Source organism: Schaalia sp. Marseille-Q2122, from assembly GCF_903645355.1.
GTDB lineage: Bacteria > Actinomycetota > Actinomycetes > Actinomycetales > Actinomycetaceae > Pauljensenia.
This window is the reverse complement of record NZ_CAHJXR010000003.1, coordinates 33,860-52,784: the sequence shown is the minus strand read 5'-3', so window position 1 is coordinate 52,784 and position 18,925 is coordinate 33,860. Positions and strand designations below refer to the sequence as shown.

The following is an 18,925-nucleotide window of genomic DNA, read 5'->3' as shown; positions in this document are numbered from 1 at the left end:
AAAATGGCCGGGATCTTATCTTTCTGAGTGAGGCATTATGTCTGAATTTCCCCGCATTATTGCGCACCGCGGCGCATCCTCCCTGGCACCCGAAAACACAATGGCCTCTTTTGTCAAGGCCATGGAGGTCGGAGCGCGTTGGATCGAATTCGACGTGGACATTATGGGAGATGGCACCCTGCTGGTCATCCACGACGACACCCTTGACCGCACCACCAATGGCAGCGGCGGCTACTACAACCTGGGCTTTTCCGACTTGCGTAAGCTTGATGCTGGAGCCTGGTTCTCTCCCACGTACCGCTTCGAGCGTATCCCTGAGGCAGCAACCGTCCTCGAATTCATCAACGGGCATCGCATGGGTGCCAACCTCGAAATGAAGCCCTGCCTGGGCGGGCCGCAGATGCAAGAACGCCTGGTGGAATCCGTTGCCGTTGCCATTGATAAGGTCGCTGATCCATCACGCTTCATTGTGTCCTCCTTCGACCACCGCCAGCTGCGTCGCCTGCACGAGTTGCGTCCGAATGTGGCGCTGGGCTGGCTGGTTGATCCTGAGGATGAGCGCACCCACTGGTCCCACGGAGCCGTCGAACTGGGCTGCAAGGCCGTTCACCCCGGCGTGGAGGGCCTCACCAAGGACGAGGTCGCTGAGCTGCGCAACCTGGGCTTTGAGGTCAATGTGTGGACCGTCAATGATGTCGAACAGGCCCGCGAGCTGGCCTCTTGGGGCGTAACGGGTATCTTCACCGACCGTCCCCAAGACTTCCCCGCCGAGGCACTATCCGCCTCCTCATAGATGGCGCACTGAGCGTGTCTCCTATGCTCGGAGGATGACACGCCACGCCTCCCACACGCGCTTGCCGCCCCGCACATTGTGCGGGGCGGCAAGCATTTTCACACCTCACTCACGAAAGATCAGGGGGTGGTGGTCGCTCCTTCCAATGCGGCCACGGCGGCCTCGGCCTCGGCGACCTGCTGAGCTGCGGCGGTGGCCTCGGCCTGCGCGGCGCTCACGGCTTCCTCCTGCGAGGTTGCCTGCGAGGTCGCCTCCTCAACGGCGGCGGTTGCGTTCTGTGCCTCGCGGGTGGCTTCACTCTCGGCAGTGGTGGCCGCGGTGACCTCAGCGGCGAGTTCATCGGCGCGGGCGATGGCGGAGGTATCCACGCCATTCTTCGCTTCCGTCGCCTCCTCAACGGCGGCGCCCGCCTCGGTCACTGCGCCCTGCGCTTCGGTGAACTCTTGGCTGGCCACGCGCTCGGAGTTCTCCGCATTTTCTGTCACCTCGGTGGCGGCAGCGAGGCTCTGGCCGGTGGCCTCGTAACGCTCAGTGGCAGCGTCGAGTTCGCCCCGGGCCTGGCGGAGCGCCGAATCCGAGGGGGGCTGGACGCCTTCGGGGCGCACCTCGGGGGTGAAGGAGCTCGGAGCATCAACCACCGTGTAGGTTCGGCGGTTCTCCTGCGGAGTGGGGGTGTAGCCGGGCGAGTTGGCAAGGCGCGCGGTCTCTTCCGTGGCAACAACGCCGTAGATGGCGCCCGTATCGGGCACCTCCCACACGGCTTCGGCGGGGGCAGTGGGGACGCCCCACGCGCGGTGGGTTGCCCACACGCGGTTGGTCTCGTCAATGACGACACCCACACCAGAGAGTTCATGCAATTCGTTCTCAAGCAGGTTCTTGTTGTGACCCGGAGAGTTCTTCCAGCCAAGGAAGAGGAACTTTGCGATCTCGATGGGATCTTCATCAGCGTAGAAACGCGGGTTGAAGATGTTTTCACTGAAGGAGTTCGCGTTGTAGCGCCCGCGGAGGGTGGTGTTGGCAAAGCGGTCGTGTACGTAGTTCTTCGTCGTCGCCATTTGGCGCGACCAGATTCGTGCGTCCTCCATGACGGCGTCATTCGTCTTGAAGGCGGGCAGGCCCTCACTGTGACGGTACTTGTTGATGAGGTCAAGGACGATGACCTCAATGACGCGCTCGCGAGTTTCCTTGGGAACGCTGTTCCAGTCCGTGCCGACCTGTCCTGCACCTGCCTCGTAGGCGGCGCGCTGCGCATCGTAGCGTTCGCGTTCAACGCGGACCTTGTCTTGCGCGCGGACGAGGGCGGTGTTGGCCAGCTGGTGTTCGCCGCGCTTTTCGTTTTCCAGCATGCGGGCGGTAGCCAGGGCTCCTTGAGCGGTAGCGAGGTTGATGCTTGCCCGGGTTTCGCGGGTGCGAGCCCCTTCGAGGGCGGCAGTGGCCCGGTTGAGGGTGTCCTGCGCGGCGGCGAGGCTTTCGCGGGCCTGCTGCGCCTGGGCGCTGGCTTCACCGTGGGCGCTGCGCAGCTGGGCCAGGCGGGCGGAGGCCTTTTGTACCTCGGCCTGGGCGGCGGCCTGGCGGCTCAGGGCGTCAGCCTTGGCGGTCTTCTTTGCGTCGAGGAGTTCGCGGGCTTGGGCCAGTGCGCTTTCTTTGTTCTGGCGCAGGGTCTTTGCTACTTCGAGGCGCGCCTTGGCTTCAGCCAGCTTGAGGGCTTCGTCGGGGACAGTGATGGGAGCCGTTCCAGCGCCGTTGCCTTCGCCCGCTCCGGCGTTGGTGCCGTTGTCGGTGCTAGGGGGCGTGGGGGTGACTGCGGGAGGCTCGCTTGCGGGGGGATCTGCGGGCTTCGGATCGGCAGGCTGCGAGGGCTCTGCGGGCTTGGGCGGATCGGTCGGCTGCGGATTGCTCGGCTGGACCGGATCGGCGGGCCTGCTCGGCTGGACCGGTTCGGCAGGCGTTGCTGCGGACGCATTCCCAGCTTGCGCAGCAGGGCGCCGTTGCTCGTGCCTCTGAGGTGCGGGGATGGCAGCTGCGGCGCGGGGTCGTCCATTCTCGGAGGTAACGGGAGCCGGTGCGCTCTGGCGCGGGCTAGCATCCTGCGCTGCGGAAGGCTCCTGTGAAGGAGCTGTGTTGGCAGCAGGCTCCTTGGCGGGGGTGGCGCCCTCGTTGGCCTTTTCTTGCTCCTTCGAAGCGTCCCCGGCCTTCGGTGTCGATTCCGTTGTGGATTCTGCGCCCTGGAGCGATTCTTGGCTTTGTGGCGCCTCTGCGCTTGGCGCGCTGGCCTCAGGGGAGGCATCGGCGGTATCTGCACCATGTGAACAGCCAGACAGTTGGATGGCAACCAGTGCGGCGAGGGCGCTGGCGGCAAGACGCTTTTTCGTCGAATGAGTTGTCATGTCGAAGGAACTCCTAAGCACTGTGAAGGATGCAACAGGCACCCTACTATGTGCCGAACTCCACAATCCAATCACCTGCGATGCCCACTTACTTATGTCTCACTGAGCAACAAAGTGAGAACTCCACAACACCAAACCGCTTACCACGTGGTCAAATATCACTCACAACATCTTCGCGACCTACGAAAACTTGAGATAATTTCATCTCATCTTCCACGAGGCGAACAAAGTGTCATAAACATCACATTCCCGAGAGGGGTAAGGTTAGGTACACCTAAACTACGGATCGTTGATGAAAGACCCGACCATGGACTCTTCACCCACTTCAATCAGTGACGACGTCGAGATCCGCAGCTCCGCACGATCAGGACTGCGCGACTCCGTCCTCGGCACCCGCAACCTCATGACCGTCGCGGCATTGGCCGTCGTCGGCTCCCTCATCGCCATCCCCCTGACCTACATCACGCCACTCGTGGCAACCTCCCCGCGAGGCATCATCATCATGTGCGCCATCATGGGCGTGTGGATGATCCCCTACCTGCTGCCCGGCGTCATCGTGAACAAGCCCGGAGCCTTCGTCATCGCAGGCCTCATTCTGGGCGTGATCTCCACCTTCACCACCTCTCTTGGCGCAGGCGCCATCGTCGGTAACCTCATTGGCGCCGCCTTCGTCGGAATTCCTGTGGCGCTATTCCTCTACCGCTTCTGGACCTGGTGGGTGTACATGATCTCCGCCGCAGTCTTTGGCGGCATGAACGGCTGGATGTACTGGTCCGCCTACGGCATTGACGGCTCCACCAGCGACATGGCCATCTCTATGGTCCTCTCCCTACTCTCGTGCTTCGCCGGGGTGGGCGTCTGCCTGCTGCTCAAGCGCGCCCTCGCCAAGGCCGGCGTCGGCATCACGAAGTGAGCCTGCCAGTCACAGTGCCACGCTCAGCAATGCTTCCCGAACAGGCCCCCTCATCCGAGGGGCACACCACCCCTTCCGAGGCGCCCCTTGCGACAGCCGCCGATCTGGCCATCCGCTACCACGGCGCAGAGCAGTGGGTGCCTCAGCCCTGTTCTCTCACCCTCCAGCCCGGTCAGGTGACTCTCCTGGCTGGGCCAAGCGGCTGCGGTAAATCCTCCCTGACCTTGGCGTTTAACGGGATCGTCCCGCATTCGATTCCCTCCCACTACCGAGGCTCACTGCGCCTCCTCGGCGAAGAGGTAGCTGACGCCTCCCCCGCTCACCTCGCCGGCCACGTCGCCCTCGTCCTTCAAGATCCCGACGCGCAGATCCTCACCACCCGCGTGTGGGACGAAGTCTGCTACGCGCTCGAAAACCTGCGCCTCCCCCAGGACGAGATTGACCAGCGCGCCCACAGAGCGCTCAAGCAGGTCGGGGTTGCGCATTTAGCTGAGCGCAACCCCTGGCACCTGTCGGGCGGGCAGCGCCAGCGCGTCATTTTGGCCGCCGCTTTGGCAATGCACCCGCGTCTTCTGGTCCTAGATGAGCCCACCGCCAATCTTGACCCCCAGGCTGGCGCCAATTTCTACGCACTCCTCCCTGACATCGTTGGGCGCGGGACGGCTGTGCTGGTGGTGGAGCACAATCTCGATCCGGTGATCGCGCACGTCGATCACATGCTTGCCTTCGACGCCGATGGGCGCGTCATCGCTGAGGGCGCCCCGCGCGAGGTCTTTTCCGCGCACGCGCCCACCCTGCACGAGCAGGGGATTCGCCTGCCCTCCGCCCTGCGTTTTCAGCATGCCCTGGGGACGCTGCGCACCCCCTCTTACGACGAGGCCACCGCGCCTGGCGACGTAGGGGGAGGCGACGACCTTACGCTCTCCTGCCCTTTGACGATTGACGAGGCCGCCCGCGCTTTTGCTCGGCAGGCAGGCACGCTGACCTGGGATGATCCTGCGGGAGGAGCCCCTACTGCCCCAGACCCGCTACCTGCGCACACCTCCGCCTCTCGGCCCCTGCTTGAGGTCGACGGCCTCCACGTCACGCGAGGCCGCGGCAGGCAGGCGCGCACCATCTTGCACGACCTCAGTTTCCACGCTCACCCTGGCCAGATCATTGCCGTCGCTGGCATCAATGGCAGCGGAAAATCCACGCTGCTGCGCGCCCTATCCGGCGTCCAACCATGGAAGGCCGGGCGGGTCCTCGTGGACGGGAAGGCTCGCCATCCGCGCAGACCCAATGCGCGCGTCACCCTCGTCCCCCAAAATCCTGAACACCAGTTCCTCGAAGGAACAGTCGCCGCTGAACTGGGGCGCGGCCTGCGTATTGCCCGGCGTCCAGCCGAAGAGATTGAGCGCACGGTGGCGCGCCTGCTGGAGGAGTTCTCACTCTCTGCGCATGCCGACGCCAATCCTTTCACGCTCTCTGGCGGGCAGAAGCGGCGCCTGACCGTCGCCTCCGCTTTGGCCGAGGAACGCCACGTCATCTGCCTCGATGAGCCAACTTTTGGGCAGGATCATCGCCACGCCCTGCGGCTGATGGATGCCATGGTGCAGGCGGCTGCGCGCGGGGCGGTGATTGTCGTGGCCACGCACGACCTAGAGCTCATTAGCGAGTACGCCGATGCGATGGTGCTGCTTGGAGCGCATGCAGACGGCGGCGACATGCGGTCTGCCTTTATGCCTGCCGCGAGCGCACTGGCCGACACTGCCTTGCTCGAAGCCTATGGACTGATGCCCACTCCCCTGGCTCAGATGACGGCGCGGGCACGCGAGTATTCTGCGGTCTGCCCGCAGTGGAGCGCATGGAAAGAGGTCGTGCCCGCATGACCCCGCCAATGATTCCACCGCCCCTGCCCTCCCTACCCGGTCTTGCAGGCAGGTTGAACTTCGATCCGCTCTCGCCCTTCGCCGCCGCGTTGCCGCTGATGCTGGCGGTGGCCTCGCTCAACACTCCCCTGCCAGCCCTGTGGACGCTGACGCTCACGATCCCGCTGCTCTTCCTTATTCAGCCGCGCAAGGGCATTCCTATTGCCCTGGCACTGCTGGTGTTTGCCACAGTGTTGAGCCTGTCGATGGCGCAGGCCACGCCCATTTCGAAGGTTGGCGCCTCGCCTGTGGTCTTTGAATTGTGGGGGGCGCCCATTGAGCACAATCAGCTGTTCGTTGGCGCGAAACTGGGGGCGAAGCTCGCGGCGGTGATCTCTCTGGCGGCGCTGACGGGCCTGCTGGCCACGCCCCAGGACCTGCTGCGTTCCCTGGTCCAGCACCTGCGCCTGCCCTACCGCGTGCCCTACGCGGGTATCGCCGCCCTGAGTTTCATGTCGCGTTTTCGCGACGAACACCGCGCTATCCGCGAAGCCCACGCCCTACGAGGTTCGCGCCTGCGCACTCCGCTGCTGACCGTACCTGTGCGGTGGGTGACGTCGATTCCGGCCTTAACGGCGGCCGCCGTGCGCCATGCGGAGCGCATGTCCATGTCCATGGATTCGCGCGCTTTTGCCGCGTTTCCGACGCGCACGGAGCCGCGCGTCCTGACCTGGCGGTGGCGAGACAGTGTGCTGCTTCTGGCGGGCTGGGTGGCGACCGTCGCGGTGGCGTATTTCTTTGGTGATGCTGGCGTGGTTCTCCACGACGTATAAGTGAGGGTGAGATGACGGACGCGCACACAGACGACGCCCAGCCGGTCGGGCACAAGAAGGGGGCGGTGGCCTCGCCGGGCGAGGCTGGTCCCGCAAGCGAGACTGGCTCCATAGGGAACACTGATCCTACAGGCGGCGCTGTTCCCGCAGGCGAGGCTAGTTCCACAGGCGACAGCGGCACCGCGCGCGCCCCGCAGACTGGCGCATTGTCGACCCTCCTACGTCCCGTGCGAGGCAAGATGATCACCGCCTTCGTAGCGGGCATGATCGGCGCGGCCCTTTCCCTGCTGCCTGCCATTGGCATTACCGCCATTGCTGAGGGACTGCTGGCCGGCACACTCACCTCGGGCGCGGCATGGGCGTGGTTTGCAGCGATTGCGGCGGGCGTCTTCCTGTCCCACCTGGTGCTCTTCAGCTCAACGGGGTGGGCCCATATTGTTGAAGGGCATTTCCGCCACGACCTGCGTACCCGCGTGGCCCGCCATCTGGCGCGCCTACCGCTGGGCTGGCATAGCGAGGAATCCTCGGGCCGCGTACACACGATCATCAGCGAAGACGTGGCGAAGATTCACACGATGATCGCCCACTTTTCCACCGACCTGGGCGCGGCCATTGGCACGCCGCTTGCTGCCCTGACCTACCTGCTGACCCGCTCGTGGGTGTTTGCCCTGCTGGTGTTCGCCTGGGTGGTGATCGTGTTCATCCTCCTGGCCTACCTGGGTTTTGTGCGCGCCGCCGACACGGGCGAGCGCTTCATGTCAGCAGAGAAAACCCTGGCCGCATCCACTGTGGAGCTCGTCGACGGTATTGCCACCGTCAAGGCTTTCGGCAATGGAGGCTCGCTCTTCACCCGTTTTTCTGGAGCCTTGGACACCTACACCGGCGCAGCCTACGACTGGATGCGCAGTTCAGGCAGTGTCATGTCCGTGGTGCAGGCCCTGTTTTCCCCTGCGGGCATGCTCATTCCCGTGCTGGGCTTTGGCGTAACGCTGAACGCCTGGGGCGTCATTGAGCCCGTCACGTTGATCCCCTTTATTCTGCTGGGCGTCTCCCTGCCCGGTGGCCTGATTTCCGTCAGTCAGCTCTTCCACCTCATCACCCTGGGGGCGGACGCCGCTGAGCGCCTGAGCGAACTCCTTGACCTGCCCGAATTGCCCGAAGCGGAGCACCCCGTTTCCCTCGATCTGGGCGGGCGGGCACCCTCGTTAGTCTTTGACAACGTTACCTTCGCCTACGCCGAGGGCGCCCCGCCAGCGGTGGCGGGCGTGAACCTCGTGTGTGAACCGGGCACAGTCACCGCCGTTGTGGGCCCCTCCGGGTCGGGCAAGAGTACGCTGGTGCGCCTGGCCGCGCGTTTTTGGGATGTCAGCGGCGGCAGCGTGCGCGTCGACGGGGTGGATGTGCGTGACCTCTCCACGTCCTCGCTGCTGTCGACGATGACGATTCTGCTGCAAGACCCTGGTCTGCTAACCGACACCGTGCGTGAGAATATCCGCCTGGCTGTGCCCGGCGCCTCCGATGCGGCGATTGAAGAGGCCGCCCGCAAGGCCCTCATTCACGACCGGATTATGGAGTTCCCCCACGGCTACGACACCGTGCTTGGCGAGGACGGCGCGCACCTGTCGGGCGGCGAAAAACAGCGCATCGCCCTGGCGCGGGCTTTCCTGTCCGATGCGCCGCTGCTGCTCTTGGATGAGGCAACCTCGCAGACCGACCCGCATTCGGAGCGCCTCATCCAGCGGGCCCTGACCGCCCTGGCGCGCGAACGCACCGTCATGGTCATCGCCCACCGCCTGAGCACCATTGAGGGCGTTGATCAGATTGTTGTCCTGGATGAAGGGCGCGTCGTTGAGGTCGGCACGCATGAGGAGCTGCTGCGAGGCGGGGCTTCTGGAGGCGAGGCTGGCGTGTACCGACGCATGTGGGAGGCACAGCAATGATTACCCAGTTTTTCCGCATTATCGGCCAACGCGCGGCGACGACGCGGATGCTCGTCGGCCACGCTCTGGGCGGAGTGTTCCAAGGCGTTGCCCTGGGGCTGCTCATTCCCTTCCTCTCACGCTTCCTGGCTGGTGAGCCCGCCTGGGGCTGGCTGGCCGCGGTGGCGTTAGCTGTTGCCGTGTCCTTGGCGTTTTCTATTACCGCGAGCCTGCAATCCATGGCTCTTGCCTGCCTGGAGGTGTGCGGCACGCTGATCTGCCGGGTGGCCGAACGCGTCCAGAAACTACCCCTGGGCTGGTTTAATGCCAGCGCGGTGGGGAAGGTGAGCAAGGCCGCCTCACGCGATGTCAGCTTCCTGTCCCACATGCCCTCAATCGCACTGCCCTATATTGCCTCGGCTGCAGGGAGCCTGGTGGGCATTTTCCTGGTGACGGTCGTGGTGGATTGGCGTGTGGCACTGGTGATGGTGCTGCCCGTGCCCGTGGCATTGGGGGCGCTGCGCTGGATGCGCCGCATGGTCGTGCGCGAGCATCAGGTGCACGCCGTGGAACTGCATCACCTGTCGAATCGGATTATGGAGTTCGCGCAGCTCCAGCCTATTTTGCGGGCGACCGACAGCTGCCGCAATGGGTGGGCTCCTTTGGAGGATGCCCTGGCGTCAGAGCGTGACACCATGTTTACCGCAGGTAAAGCTAAAGGCCCTGCCGGCTCGCTGTTCCACACGGCCGTCGCTGCGGGCATGCTCGGCAGTATTGCTGTCGGTATTGCCCTGCTCTTTGCCGGGTCAATGAGCGCGCCGGTCTTTATCGCGTTAGCCCTGATGGCGGCTCGTTTTAGTGAGCCCGTGGGCATGTTGGCTTTCTACGTTGATGCCCTGCATGAAGCGCAGGTTGCTATGGACGCCATTGAGGACATTACAGAGGCTCCCCTGCTGCCTGCACCCGCTGTGGGGGCAGAGAAAACTGCGAGCGCGCCTTTTGATATTCGCTTTGAGGGCGTGGAGTTTTCCTACGACGAGGCTGGGAATACGCCTGGTACAGGGGATGCGTCTGGCTCAGAGAGTGTGTCCGGCTCCGGGAGTTTTTCCGCCCCCGAGGCACTACCCACCTCTGGGTTTGCGGCCGGCCAAAGCTCTGGCCCTCACTCAGGCTCTGCGCTCACCTCTGGCTCTGCTCCCACCCCTGGCTCTGCTCCCACCCCTGGCTCAACTCTCAACCCTGGCTCAACTCTCAACTCAGCCGCGCGGGCACCTCGTCAGGTTCTCCGTAATGTTTCTTTCAGCGTGCCGGCCGGGTTGGTGACGGCAATCGTCGGCCCGTCAGGTTCAGGCAAGTCCACCCTGTCGCGCCTGGCCGCCCGCTTCTGGGATGTCGGCGCCGGACGCATCACCGTCGGCGGCGTGGATGTGCGCGACATGAGCGAGGAGCACCTGATGAGCCTCATGTCCATGGTGTTCCAGGATGTCTACTTGTTCGATACCACCATTGAGGAAAATGTCCGCATTGGTCGGCCCGGCGCCTCCGATGAAGAGGTGCACGCCGCCGCTCAGCGCGCGGCATTAACCGAGGTCATCGAGCGTTTGCCGCAGGGGTGGCAGACCCGGGTTGGCGAGGGCGGCGCCTCAGTGTCGGGCGGGGAAAGGCAACGCGTGGCCTTAGCGCGCGCATTCTTGAAGGATGCCCCCATCCTTCTGCTTGACGAGGTCACCAGCGCCTTAGACGGCGTCAACGAGGCGCGCGTGACTGAGAGCCTGGATGACCTGGCACAGGGCCGCACGGTCTTGGTGATTGCTCACCGCTTGAGCACCATCCGCCGAGCCGATCAAATCATTGTCCTCACCGATGGGGCGGTGGAGGCCGTGGGCAGTCATGATGAGCTGTACGAGGCTTCCCCCACCTACCGTGAGTTCTGGGAGGATCAAAGCGCTGTGGCCAGGTGGAGGCTGTAGCGGGTTTTCTTGGCTCAGCTGTGGCTTGCGGTTGCACTGGTGGCCTCTGGTCGCTCTTATTGCGCCGGGTCCGGGTGGATTGGTGCAACGCGGCGCCACCGGTGCAACGCGGGAGCATAGGTGCTGCCTCTTAGCGGCCCATGAGTTCTTCAGCCGTGTCGGTCAGGTACCCCTTTGCCTTGCGCACCTCAAAAGGTGCTGACACTTCCGTAGTTAGTAAGGCTGAAGGCACCGTCAAGGTCTCACCCGTCACAGGATGAAGCACCCTAGCCCTCCACTTCGTCTCCAACACCACACTCACCCACTCCCTGGGCTCCAGGTACACATGATGAAGCGTCATCACCGGAAACCTCGAAGACGGATCCGTCGTCACCAACGGATCCAACCCATCCCCAAAGTCATACTTAAACGAGGTTGCCTCAAAATCGACCACCACATCATGGTCAAACACCCGCACCACCTCCTGCCTCACAGGAGTAGCCGCATGCACCAGGGTTGGCAGCCCCACATAGGTACGAATTCACGGCTCCACCTTCAGCCCAGCGCCCTTCACCTGCGTCTGGGCGAGCGCATGATAGAGAAGATCAATAGTAGGAATCTCCTCAGCAGGCTCATCATCAGCAAAACGATACGGACACAAATCCGCCCCACTCCACCCACCCGCACTCAACTGACCCACACACCCCAAATCCGCAGACGGCGGAGGAGCAGACCGCCCCAACTCCACCCGAGAAGAACCCGGAGCAGGCAGATCCGACTTGCCCTCCTGACGCTGCGAGTAAACCCCACTGACATCGACCATGTCACGACCGGAATTGTTCACTGAAAACGTCGTCGTACCCCCATCATCTTCTGCGTAAGCAGCTGGAGAAAGCACTGTAAGCAGCGCCGGAATAGCGACGAAAGCACAACACAAGCGAAGAGATTTCATTCGGAAATACTCTCTCCCTTGCTACCGCTAATCTTCCATGCACCCTCTTCATAGCGCATTTGGAGCGATAAACGCACTCTCTCCTTTTCAACCTCTTTCAGTCTCTTACCGTCATACTCCTGGTGAGCACTAGTTTCAGACACTGTGTCAACGTGCCACAGACCTGGATGATCAGGGACCTCAAACGCCGGTTGCACCTCGATGACCGTTGCCCGCAGGTTGCGGACCCAGCCTTTATTCTTCATGCGCTCGTCGGTAGTTGCACTCATGTATTCACACCACGTGCACGACGGCAACGAGATTTCCTTCAGCAAGGATGTGTCTCCACTATCCCAGGTGTACTCCACCACCCGAATGAAATACTGTGCGAACTCCTCAGCACCGTTATTGTCATGCACTTTCGCAACGTCGCTGAGCTCAGGCTTATCTAAGCGAGGATCGGAGGAATACCTCAACAACTTCCCCTCACGCGTCACCTCATAAATGCCAGACATCGCCACCACATCATCAGGCGACCCCACCTGAGACTGCACAGCATCTTCTACAGGAAGCGACGCAGACATCCCCTGCTCTGAACCAGCAGAACCACACGCACTAAGCGACACGCTCACCACCACACAGGCAAGCAGCACACCAACACTTTTCCTTGAGGCATTCAACAACATCATGCCCCAACGCTACCGCCCCCACACCCACACCACAGCTGAACAGAAAATCTGTGGATAACTCGCACTTCGATGGCGTTTCACGCGTGAAACATTATGAGGTTTTCAACGGGAGTATGCGTTAGCCCCTGCGCCGCCATCTGCGTTAATTCCCCCTCTACCCTCCTTCCCACACGATCCCTCCCACGCAACCTCTCCCGCGCGCACCTCACCCCAGACCCTCTTGTCTCGCACCGCTCTCCAGTCCCACTTCGACCGGGCTTCCCCCTCCCCAGGCCTTCCCTCAGGCTCTCAGAAAGCAAAAACCACAATATCTATTGAATAGCGAATTAATTCCCGATATTTTAGGAAAGTCCCATCGAGCAACAAGGAAGTTGCCGCCATGTTCACCCCGCCAGTACAGCCACTCCCATCACTCCCACGACTCCGGCCACCCCAGCCCCTCGCCCCTCCTGCACGCTCTGCACTTCCCTCACCTCGCCAGAACACATCCTCACCACCCTCCACAAACTCCCATCCCACTCGATACCAGATACAGGCGATGACCTCGTCAGTCTGAGCGCCACACTCAGCAAACACCTACGCGACCCCAAACACCCTGCCCATCAATCAACCGAAGCTTTGTCTCCACTGCTCGCACAACTCAGCACCGCCCTTTTGCTTGAAGCATTCGAAGGCACCCTCACCTCCAAGGTTCACCCTCAAGCATTCACTCCACGGGAAGGCAGCGACCCCCGCCAAGCCATTGATGAACTCGTCGACATTCATGCGGCCAGTGCAGGCAGCTCACTCCTCTTTACCTTTGCCCCACCTGATTGGAGGGCGCTCGCCCCACGCCTCAGCGATCTTCTTCCCCTTCAGGATCGCTGCGTCCACCTCGACGCGCTGATCCAGAATGCGCTGCCTGTCCACGATGTCTTCCCTGTCCGCCACGCCCCAACAGACAACCATGCCCTGCCTGCCCCCACAGCCCGCGCACAGACCTTTGACCACCTTCGCACCCTCATTGTCGATAACCTGCTGGCCCCCATGGATCACGCCCTGACCGACCTCGGCCTGGCTTACGCGCGATTCGGCGCGACGGGAGCAGTGTGCGCCCTGCGCGAGGCAGACCTGCACGCAGCCAAGCTTGTCATTGAGCAACACGCGAATCTCACTAGTCTTCCTCTTCTTTCCTGCGAGATCACCTGCTTTGCCACAGAAGATGCTGACGCCTTCCTTCGGCCCGACCTGTCTGCCTTCCCCAGCTCCCCTCGGCTAGAAGAGGCCGGTCACGCCGACCAAGTCTTATACGTCGGCCGCGACGGAGCGAGAATCCGCGTTGCCTCGGGCCGCGTGATAGTCGCATCCCCCACAGGCACCGCAGAGATGTCCATACCCTGCCGACTGGTGTCGCGGATCGTACTCAGTGGAAATGTCGGTTTATCTGCGGGCGCGCGCTCGTGGGCGCTGCGTAGCGATGTTGCGGTGTGCTTCCTGACGCGACGCGGCGGCTACCTGGGACAGCTCGCGGGCAAGTCCGGCGCAGCCCACGCCCAGCGCCTTCTACGGCAGGCCGCGCTCTCAGCCCAGGAGGAGACACGCCTGCCCCTGGCCAGGGCGATCGTACGTGCCAAACTTCGTAACCAGGTGTACCTCGTCCAACGTCTGGCCAGGCGGTCCGAAGAGGGCGACGTGCGGCGAACCTGTCAGGCGATCCGTTCCCTGAGCGCAGAGTGCGAATATGCCGAAACAATCAGTGAGCTTATGGGGTTGGAGGGCGCGGCATCCGAGGCCTACTTTGAGGCTCTCCCCCGTTTTGTTCCGCCGGAGGTGGCGTTTCATGGGCGTAGCCGCCGCCCTCCGCGGGATCTGGCGAATGCGGCCCTGTCGTATGGGTATGCGATTTTGTTGTCCGAGTGCGTGGGCGCATTAATGGCTGCCGGGCTGGAGCCTTCTTTGGGGATTTTGCATGCCTCAACGGATAAGCGCACGAGTTTGGCTTTAGATCTGATGGAGGAGTTTCGCCCGCTTCTGGTAGATCAGACGGTGATGGCATTGTTGCGGTCAAAACGTTTGCGCGCTGAGCATGCCAACCCGGCTGACGAGGGCGGCGTGTGGTTGACTGCTGAGGGGAAAAAGATAGTCACTGACGCATACGAGCAGACATTGCAGCGTTCGGTGCGTGGCGCTCTGCCGGGGTTTGCTGGCTCGTGGCGCAGGCACATTCATCATGAGGCTCAGTTGTTGGCGCGGGCGATGATGGAGCCTGACTATCGGTGGGTGGGGGTGGTGTGGCGGTGATTTACCTGGTTGCCTATGACATTACCTCTGATCGTAGACGTAATCGCGTGGCGAAGATCCTGCAGAGCTGGGGATATCGGATTCAGGAGTCTGTTTTTCAGTTGCGCGTGTCGGTGGCTGATATTGGGGTGGTTCGCCGTCAGGTCACCGATGCGATTGATGACCGTGAGGATGTAGTGCACATTTATCCCTTGTGCGCACATTGTGAGGAGCGGGCCGAGGTTCACGGGGTTGGCGTGGCCCTGGATGATGTGGGGTTTTGTCGAGGGCTGTGGTAGGTGGGCGGTGATGGTTGCTGCTGCTGGGTGTTGTTGGGTTGTGGTGTTGGGTTGCGAGGTCGGCTTGGCGGGGGTTGGGTTGCGAGGTCGGTTTGGCGGCCCGACTTGCAGGGCTGGGTTGCGAGGTCGACTTGCGGGGCTGGCGTTTTCTGTAATTTTCAGTACGACGAGGGCGAGGCGAGGGCGACTTTTCCGCATAACCTCGTTCAAAGTCGGCGGAGAACAAGCGAAAACCGCCGTCGGTGGCGGGGTGGTTCTGACCTGGGGTTTTATGGTTAAATAGGGCCTATCAGAGCCTGTTGAAAAGCACTGTTTTTGATCGGTGGCGGAAATGCTTGTAAAGCCGCAGGTCAGAAGGGGTGTTTTTCGGTAGGGGGTCAGAAGGCTCCCAGCGCCATAAGGTGCATTGAGACCTTGCATTATGAGCGTTGCCCACGGTTGTTTCAGCGTGTCAGAAGGCTCCCAGCGCCATAAGGTGCATTGAGACAGCGCTCAAAGTGGGGGTGTGACCTCCGCTCCGCGGTCAGAAGGCTCCCAGCGCCATAAGGTGCATTGAGACTGGTTCTCGGTCTGCTGGTCAGTCATTCTCTGTCTCCGTCAGAAGGCTCCCAGCGCCATAAGGTGCATTGAGACCAAGCACGGGTTCAACATCTCCGGCGTGGTTTTCGAGTCAGAAGGCTCCCAGCGCCATAAGGTGCATTGAGACCCTCGTAGTCGTCGACGGTGGGGCGGGTCTTCCAGGTCAGAAGGCTCCCAGCGCCATAAGGTGCATTGAGACACTGCCTCATCATGAGGATCAGCGACTGGATTTCGCTAGTCAGAAGGCTCCCAGCGCCATAAGGTGCATTGAGACTCGTTCTCGTAAGCATCCAAGAGCGGTGCTGCCGGTCAGAAGGCTCCCAGCGCCATAAGGTGCATTGAGACGTGTGGCCTGCCGCGGTAGGGCAGCCGCTTTTAAGTCAGAAGGCTCCCAGCGCCATAAGGTGCATTGAGACCGCAAGGCTGGTGGAGTTATGGTCCCAACCGAGAGCCGTCAGAAGGCTCCCAGCGCCATAAGGTGCATTGAGACTCAACAGCGGAGGTATGGGAGAACTTTTTGGTCAGGGTCAGAAGGCTCCCAGCGCCATAAGGTGCATTGAGACATCCAGAGCCTTGACGTTGCCACGCGGCTGTTGTGTCAGAAGGCTCCCAGCGCCATAAGGTGCATTGAGACTGAGCATGGTTTGGCGTGTGGTGGTGGTGTCCACAGTGTCAGAAGGCTCCCAGCGCCATAAGGTGCATTGAGACCTGGGTGGTCGAGACGTACCAGGAGACGCTAGAAAGTCAGAAGGCTCCCAGCGCCATAAGGTGCATTGAGACTCGGTCAGAATTTCATGAGCGTCCATTTTTCGAAGTCAGAAGGCTCCCAGCGCCATAAGGTGCATTGAGACTACCAAGCTCTTTCATAACTGTTGCAAAGGCTTCCCTGTCAGAAGGCTCCCAGCGCCATAAGGTGCATTGAGACCACTCTTCGGAAAAGCACAGGAAGACCACCCTCTTAGGGGTCAGAAGGCTCCCAGCGCCATAAGGTGCATTGAGACGCGCGCCATTGGTGCTGTTGTGAAAAAGCCGGGATCGTCAGAAGGCTCCCAGCGCCATAAGGTGCATTGAGACTGACTCAGGGATCCTCCACGTGCCCTTCACCGTGCGTCAGAAGGCTCCCAGCGCCATAAGGTGCATTGAGACTGGCCGCCAACGTCGCCCCGGCTTTGGCGTTGGAGGTCAGAAGGCTCCCAGCGCCATAAGGTGCATTGAGACAAGGGTTCCGATAGCAGGAAGGGCATACTTTGTTGCGTCAGAAGGCTCCCAGCGCCATAAGGTGCATTGAGACTCCCACGACCACAGTTGTACGTGCTCTGGACTATCTACCAGGTCAGAAGGCTCCCAGCGCCATAAGGTGCATTGAGACAAAGCAAGAAGCTGTGTATCCCCGTCCCCGATGTGTCAGAAGGCTCCCAGCGCCATAAGGTGCATTGAGACCGCTCACTCAGGCGACCTAGGAGGGTCGATTGCTGCGTCAGAAGGCTCCCAGCGCCATAAGGTGCATTGAGACCTAGAGCTCTGTTGTGCACGAATACCGTTTACAGTCAGAAGGCTCCCAGCGCCATAAGGTGCATTGAGACGGGAACTCCAGATCGAGGTGCAGCAGCACCGACTTGAGAGTCAGAAGGCTCCCAGCGCCATAAGGTGCATTGAGACGTTCTGAGTGGTGTATTCGGTGTTGAGCTGACGGGTTGTCAGAAGGCTCCCAGCGCCATAAGGTGCATTGAGACGCGGGAACGTCTGCGGATTCATCGGCTGGGAGCTCAGTCAGAAGGCTCCCAGCGCCATAAGGTGCATTGAGACACGAAGGCCGCGAAGGAAGAAGTGGCGGAGGCGCGCGTCAGAAGGCTCCCAGCGCCATAAGGTGCATTGAGACTTAGGCTACCGTTCGTGTGGGTGGTGGTGAGGTGACGGTCAGAAGGCTCCCAGCGCCATAAGGTGCATTGAGACTTAGGCTACCGTTCGTGTGGGTGGTGGTGAGGTGACGGTCAGAAGGCTCCCAGCGCCATAAGGTGCATTGAGACCCACAATCGCTAGACCAGCCAACAGAGCGACAGCCTTGTCAGAAGGCTCCCAGCGCCATAAGGTGCATTGAGACGCAGGGCCTCAGCGGTTGCCTGCTGGACGGCCTTCACGTCAGAAGGCTCCCAGCGCCATAAGGTGCATTGAGACGCTAAAAGCCTGCGCCGAATATGCGCCACGGACGTTCGTCAGAAGGCTCCCAGCGCCATAAGGTGCATTGAGACGATTTACGAGCCTCACTCCATCCCAGCTCATCCCAGTCAGAAGGCTCCCAGCGCCATAAGGTGCATTGAGACCGCTGACGCGCCTCAACCCCAACTCTGGTGTGTTGGGTCAGAAGGCTCCCAGCGCCATAAGGTGCATTGAGACGCGCCATTTCGATGAAGATTGCGCGTGGTGTTGTCATGGTCAGAAGGCTCCCAGCGCCATAAGGTGCATTGAGACGCCGCTCCCGCGCTGCCGTAGCACGCGCGCTAGGTGTCAGAAGGCTCCCAGCGCCATAAGTTGCATTGAGACAGAAAAATCGTAGACCGTGGACCCTTCGGGCTTCAGTCAGAAGGCTCCCAGCGCCATAAGGTGCATTGAGACACCCAAGCTGAAGCTGTCGCCCAGCTCCGCGCTGATGGTCAGAAGGCTCCTAGCGCCATAAGGTGCATTGAGACTTGACCGTGCGCGCCGCGAGCTTGGAGAAGTCCGGCAGGTCAGAAGGCTCCTAGCGCCATAAGGTGCATTGAGACAGCCCGCCCTGCACGCCGAAGATGCGGTTGAATGTGGTCAGAAGGCTCCCAGCGCCATAAGGTGCATTGAGGCAGGTATGAACGCGAATCTCACGCCTGACGCGGCGGTGTCAGAAGGCTCCCAGCGCCATAAGGTGCATTGAGACCCGTGAACGAAGCCCTCTCGGAGCCCATCTCCTTCAGTCAGAAGGCTCCCAGCGCCATAAGGTGCATTGAGACGTCGGAGGAGGTGGGCGTCTGACACTTCGCGCCCCTGCGTCAGAAGGCTCCCAGCGCCATAAGGTGCATTGAGACAAGCAAGAGTTGTTCTTCTTCCGCGAAGACTTGCCTGGTCAGAAGGCTCCCAGCGCCATAAGGTGCATTGAGACGCTCTTGACAGCCCTACTCACCGGTCTTGATACCAAGCGGTCAGAAGGCTCCCAGCGCCATAAGGTGCATTGAGACAAATCAACAAACAATGTGATCGTTACTAATTCCCCTGTCAGAAGGCTCCCAGCGCCATAAGGTGCATTGAGACGAAGAAATGCCCCTCTTCTACGTGCTCATCGTGCCATGTCAGAAGGCTCCCAGCGCCATAAGGTGCATTGAGACGTCATTGCCTACCGCGAAGGCATGTTCTGGGCCGTCAGAAGGCTCCCAGCGCCATAAGGTGCATTGAGACAGGTCGAATATCTCCGCCATGTGTTGCCAACTGTCGTGGTCAGAAGGCTCCCAGCGCCATAAGGTGCATTGAGACCTTGTCGGATGCGGCTTTGCGGACGA

12 protein-coding genes and 1 CRISPR repeat array (1 of these 13 only partly in view) are annotated in these 18,925 nt (G+C 61.5%); of the genes, 8 read left to right on the top strand and 4 right to left on the bottom strand.

Annotated elements, in window-relative coordinates:
- Nucleotides 1–37 precede the first annotated feature (37 nt).
- Nucleotides 38–793 (top strand): glycerophosphoryl diester phosphodiesterase, encoded by a 756-nt coding sequence (locus HWX48_RS02760; protein WP_175954460.1) that lies wholly within the window; start codon nt 38–40, stop codon nt 791–793.
- 119 nt (nt 794–912) lie between these two features.
- Here the strand turns inward: HWX48_RS02760 and HWX48_RS02755 are convergent, their stop codons facing one another.
- Nucleotides 913–3,180, bottom strand: coding sequence for a CAP domain-containing protein (locus HWX48_RS02755; protein ID WP_175954458.1), 2,268 nt, complete (start codon nt 3,178–3,180; stop codon nt 913–915).
- A 307-nt stretch (nt 3,181–3,487) separates the two neighbouring features.
- Between HWX48_RS02755 and HWX48_RS02750 the strand changes: the two genes are divergently transcribed.
- Genes HWX48_RS02750 through HWX48_RS02730 form a run of 5 tightly spaced genes read left to right on the top strand, consistent with a single transcriptional unit; the run spans nt 3,488 to nt 10,665 of the window.
- On the top strand, nt 3,488–4,093 hold the full coding sequence (locus HWX48_RS02750) for an ECF transporter S component (RefSeq protein ID WP_175954456.1): 606 nt from the start codon (nt 3,488–3,490) through the stop codon (nt 4,091–4,093).
- Between the two features lie 29 nt (nt 4,094–4,122).
- Nucleotides 4,123–5,964 carry an ABC transporter ATP-binding protein gene (locus tag HWX48_RS02745; protein WP_175954454.1) on the top strand — a complete coding sequence of 614 codons (1,842 nt, stop codon included), beginning with the start codon at nt 4,123–4,125 and terminating at the stop codon, nt 5,962–5,964.
- On the top strand, nt 5,961–6,776 hold the full coding sequence (locus HWX48_RS02740) for an energy-coupling factor transporter transmembrane component T (RefSeq protein WP_175954452.1): 816 nt from the start codon (nt 5,961–5,963) through the stop codon (nt 6,774–6,776). Before HWX48_RS02745 ends, HWX48_RS02740 begins: the two co-directional genes overlap by 4 nt.
- Before the next feature lie 11 nt (nt 6,777–6,787).
- A complete protein-coding gene (locus tag HWX48_RS02735) occupies nt 6,788–8,716 on the top strand; it encodes an ABC transporter ATP-binding protein (protein WP_175954450.1) in 1,929 nt (642 codons plus the stop codon).
- Nucleotides 8,713–10,665: an ABC transporter ATP-binding protein gene (locus tag HWX48_RS02730; RefSeq protein WP_175954448.1), complete on the top strand. Its 1,953-nt coding sequence runs from the start codon at nt 8,713–8,715 to the stop codon at nt 10,663–10,665. Before HWX48_RS02735 ends, HWX48_RS02730 begins: the two co-directional genes overlap by 4 nt.
- A gap of 130 nt (nt 10,666–10,795) precedes the next feature.
- Here the strand turns inward: HWX48_RS02730 and HWX48_RS02725 are convergent, their stop codons facing one another.
- The 3 genes from HWX48_RS02725 to HWX48_RS02715 all read right to left on the bottom strand — a co-directional run bounded on the left by HWX48_RS02725 (nt 10,796) and on the right by HWX48_RS02715 (nt 12,264).
- Nucleotides 10,796–11,116, bottom strand: coding sequence for a hypothetical protein (locus HWX48_RS02725; protein WP_175954446.1), 321 nt, complete (start codon nt 11,114–11,116; stop codon nt 10,796–10,798).
- A 69-nt stretch (nt 11,117–11,185) separates the two neighbouring features.
- Nucleotides 11,186–11,596: a hypothetical protein gene (locus HWX48_RS02720; protein WP_175954444.1), complete on the bottom strand. Its 411-nt coding sequence runs from the start codon at nt 11,594–11,596 to the stop codon at nt 11,186–11,188.
- Nucleotides 11,593–12,264 (bottom strand): DUF6318 family protein, encoded by a 672-nt coding sequence (locus HWX48_RS02715; RefSeq protein ID WP_175954442.1) that lies wholly within the window; start codon nt 12,262–12,264, stop codon nt 11,593–11,595. Before HWX48_RS02715 ends, HWX48_RS02720 begins: the two co-directional genes overlap by 4 nt.
- A gap of 618 nt (nt 12,265–12,882) precedes the next feature.
- Between HWX48_RS02715 and cas1 the strand changes: the two genes are divergently transcribed.
- Both cas1 and cas2 read left to right on the top strand, forming a co-directional pair.
- The gene (gene cas1, locus HWX48_RS02710; RefSeq protein ID WP_254872930.1) at nt 12,883–14,544 is read left to right on the top strand and encodes a CRISPR-associated endonuclease Cas1; all 1,662 of its coding nucleotides are present in this window, start codon (nt 12,883–12,885) and stop codon (nt 14,542–14,544) included.
- Nucleotides 14,535–14,822, top strand: a complete 288-nt coding sequence (gene cas2, locus HWX48_RS02705; RefSeq protein WP_254872929.1) for a CRISPR-associated endonuclease Cas2 — start codon at nt 14,535–14,537, stop codon at nt 14,820–14,822. Before cas1 ends, cas2 begins: the two co-directional genes overlap by 10 nt.
- Before the next feature lie 376 nt (nt 14,823–15,198).
- Nucleotides 15,199–18,925: a CRISPR direct-repeat array (repeat unit 37 nt; unit sequence GTCAGAAGGCTCCCAGCGCCATAAGGTGCATTGAGAC); it runs 709 nt beyond the window's last position.

What these genes read in the sequence shown, in the direction of transcription:
- HWX48_RS02760 (WP_175954460.1), top strand. Translation starts at nt 38, where the DNA reads ATGTCTGAATTTCCCCGCATTATTGCGCACCGCGGCGCATCCTCCCTG.
- HWX48_RS02750 (WP_175954456.1), top strand. Translation starts at nt 3,488, where the DNA reads ATGGACTCTTCACCCACTTCAATCAGTGACGACGTCGAGATCCGCAGC.
- HWX48_RS02755 (WP_175954458.1), bottom strand. Translation starts at nt 3,180, where the DNA reads ATGACAACTCATTCGACGAAAAAGCGTCTTGCCGCCAGCGCCCTCGCC.
- HWX48_RS02745 (WP_175954454.1), top strand. Translation starts at nt 4,123, where the DNA reads ATGCTTCCCGAACAGGCCCCCTCATCCGAGGGGCACACCACCCCTTCC.
- HWX48_RS02735 (WP_175954450.1), top strand. Translation starts at nt 6,788, where the DNA reads ATGACGGACGCGCACACAGACGACGCCCAGCCGGTCGGGCACAAGAAG.
- HWX48_RS02715 (WP_175954442.1), bottom strand. Translation starts at nt 12,264, where the DNA reads ATGATGTTGTTGAATGCCTCAAGGAAAAGTGTTGGTGTGCTGCTTGCC.
- HWX48_RS02740 (WP_175954452.1), top strand. Translation starts at nt 5,961, where the DNA reads ATGACCCCGCCAATGATTCCACCGCCCCTGCCCTCCCTACCCGGTCTT.
- HWX48_RS02720 (WP_175954444.1), bottom strand. Translation starts at nt 11,596, where the DNA reads ATGAAATCTCTTCGCTTGTGTTGTGCTTTCGTCGCTATTCCGGCGCTG.
- HWX48_RS02730 (WP_175954448.1), top strand. Translation starts at nt 8,713, where the DNA reads ATGATTACCCAGTTTTTCCGCATTATCGGCCAACGCGCGGCGACGACG.